The sequence below is a fragment of the Streptomyces sp. WAC05292 genome, assembly GCF_003949955.1.
GTDB lineage: Bacteria > Actinomycetota > Actinomycetes > Streptomycetales > Streptomycetaceae > Streptomyces > Streptomyces globosus.
Genome location: NZ_RPSE01000638.1, coordinates 1 through 2147, shown reverse-complemented (window position 1 = coordinate 2147; position 2147 = coordinate 1). Strand labels below are relative to the sequence as shown.

At 79.3% G+C, this 2147-nt stretch carries 2 protein-coding genes and 1 pseudogene; 1 reads left to right on the top strand and 2 read right to left on the bottom strand.

Annotation, left to right across the window (positions count from 1 at the left end; all coding sequences use genetic code 11):
- Positions 1 to 257: pseudogene (locus EF903_RS31920) on the bottom strand (N-acetylmuramoyl-L-alanine amidase); the annotation flags it as partial.
- A 120-nt stretch (positions 258 to 377) separates the two neighbouring features.
- Positions 378 to 1028 carry a class I SAM-dependent methyltransferase gene (locus EF903_RS31915; protein ID WP_125548450.1) on the bottom strand — a complete coding sequence of 217 codons (651 nt, stop codon included), beginning with the start codon at positions 1026 to 1028 and terminating at the stop codon, positions 378 to 380.
- Positions 1029 to 1664: 636 nt separating this feature from the next.
- On the opposite strand from EF903_RS31915, the gene EF903_RS31910 reads away from it, so the two are divergent.
- The coding region (locus EF903_RS31910) for an acyl-CoA dehydrogenase family protein (RefSeq protein WP_148142636.1) at positions 1665 to 2147 on the top strand (483 nt) is incomplete at its 3' end.

Sequence of the window (2147 nt, the reverse complement as noted above, 5' to 3'; positions counted from 1 at the left end):
GCGGTTGCGGTGCCGGCGGCGGTCGGGGATGCCGCGGGGGTGCCGGTCGCGGCCGCGGCCGGCGCCGCGACGCGGGGCGGACGGGCGTCGTCCGCCCCGGCGCCGGTGCCGACCTGGACCAGGACCCAGCCGGCCAGGGTGGTCGGGGCGATCACCGCCGCGGCGACGGCGAGGGCGGAGCGGCGCGCGAAGCGCCGCCGGTCCGTGCCGGGCGCGGGGGCGGTCTCGGGCTGCGGGGGGCTGTCGTCGTAGCGCACGAGCGCGATGCTAGAACGCGCCTCCGGGAGGGGCCGGGCACTGGGCCGTCCGAGGGCGCGGTGCGATCGTGTGCTGATATGCCCCGCGCGCCTCCGGGTGGCGGCACCTGCGGCGCCCGCTCAGACGCCGGGTCCGGTGCGGCGCAGGATTCGCAGCGAGTCGGTCGCCGAGACCTCCTCGAAGGCGCCCGAGGCCAGCGCGCGCAGGTAGATCCGGTACGGGGCCTGCCCGCCGTCGGCCGGGTCGGGGAAGACGTCGTGGATGGCGAGGGTGCCGCCCTCGGCGAGGTGCGGGGCCCACCCCTCATAGTCGCCGGCGGCGTGCTCGTCGGTGTGGCCGCCGTCGATGAAGACGAAGCCGAGCGGGCCGCCCCAGACGGCGGCGACCTGCGGAGACCGTCCCACGACGGCGACGACGTGCTCCTCCAGCCCCGCCCGGTGCAGGGTGCGGCGGAAGGTCGGCAGGGTGTCCATCAACCCGATCTCGGGGTCCACGACGGACGGGTCGTGGTACTCCCAGCCGGGCTGCTGCTCCTCGCTGCCGCGGTGGTGGTCGACGGTGACGGCGCTCACGCCGGCCTCGCGGGCGGCGTCGGCCAGCAGGATCGTCGAACGCCCGCAGTACGTGCCCACCTCCAGCAGCGGCAGCCCCAGGGCCGCCGCCGAGGCGGCCGCCTCGTACAGGGCGAGGCCCTCGCGCAGGGGCATGAAGCCCTTGGCTGCCTCGAAGGCGGCGAGGGTCTCCGGCTTGGGGGTGGCGGCGGGGGCCATGGGTTCCTCCTGTGCTGCGCGTGGGCGGAGCCCATGCTGCCCTACCGCCCGGTAGGCCGCCACGGCCGGGTCGGTCTCCTGTGCGCCACCGCCCGCCACTGCCCGCCGCCGCGGCCGCCGCGGCGGCGGGCAGTGGCGGAGGCGGCGCCGAGGCGTGGTCCACGGGGTGCCGCAGCGACGCCGGGTGCCGCCCGCGGCCGCGGAGTGCGGCGAGCGCGCGGTGCGTACGGGCGCGGAACGCGCCGGGGCCGGCGCGGTGGCGGTCCGGCGGCGACAGCGCCGCGGGCGGCCCCGGTCCGCTTTCGGCCCGAGCCGCCGGGCGGCGGCGTCCGGTTCGGCGCCGAGGGGGATCGGCGCGCAGGTCCGTGTACGGGAGGGGTGCGCGGGCCGTTCCCTGCCCCGGGGCGGCCGCGGGGCGGCGGCCCCGGGCCCCCGGATCCGGTCCCTCGGGGCGAGCCGGATCCGAAGCGAAGGCCGGCCGGGTGCGGCTGCCGCGGCCGGGCAACAACCGCTTCCCGCAGAATATCTGACCTTCCGTCAGAGTGAAACGTGTTCTACTCTTGCCCGCGGTCGCGTCGCCGGAACCCCGGGCGCGGCCGCCGGACGTCGGAGCGCCGGAGAGGCGGCAGGATCCGCATGGGCATCGCCATCACGCAGGAGCAGCAGGACCTGGCCGCCGCCGTGCGCGGCTGGGCCGCCCGCCACGTCCCGCCCGACCGGGTCCGCGCCCTGCTCGACGCCCCGCCCCGCACCGGGGAGCGCCCCGCCTGGTGGGACGGCCTCGCCGCGGCCGGGCTCCTCGCCCCCCACCTGGAGGGCGGCACCCTCCTCGACCTGGCCGTCGTCGTCGAGGAGGCCGCCCGGGCCGCCCTGCCCGGCCCGTTCCTGCCCAGCTCCCTCGCCTCCGCCCTGCTGGACCGGGCCGGTGCCGCCGAACTGGCCGCGGCCCTCTCCGCCGGCACCCGGATCGGAGCCGTAGCCCTCGGGCCCGGCACGCTGACCGCCGCCCCCGCCCCCGGCGGCGGACACCTCCTCGACGGCCTTGCCCCGCCCGTCCTCGGCGCCGGCGAGGCCGACCTCGTCCTGCTCGCCGCAGCCACCCCCGCCGGCACCCGATGG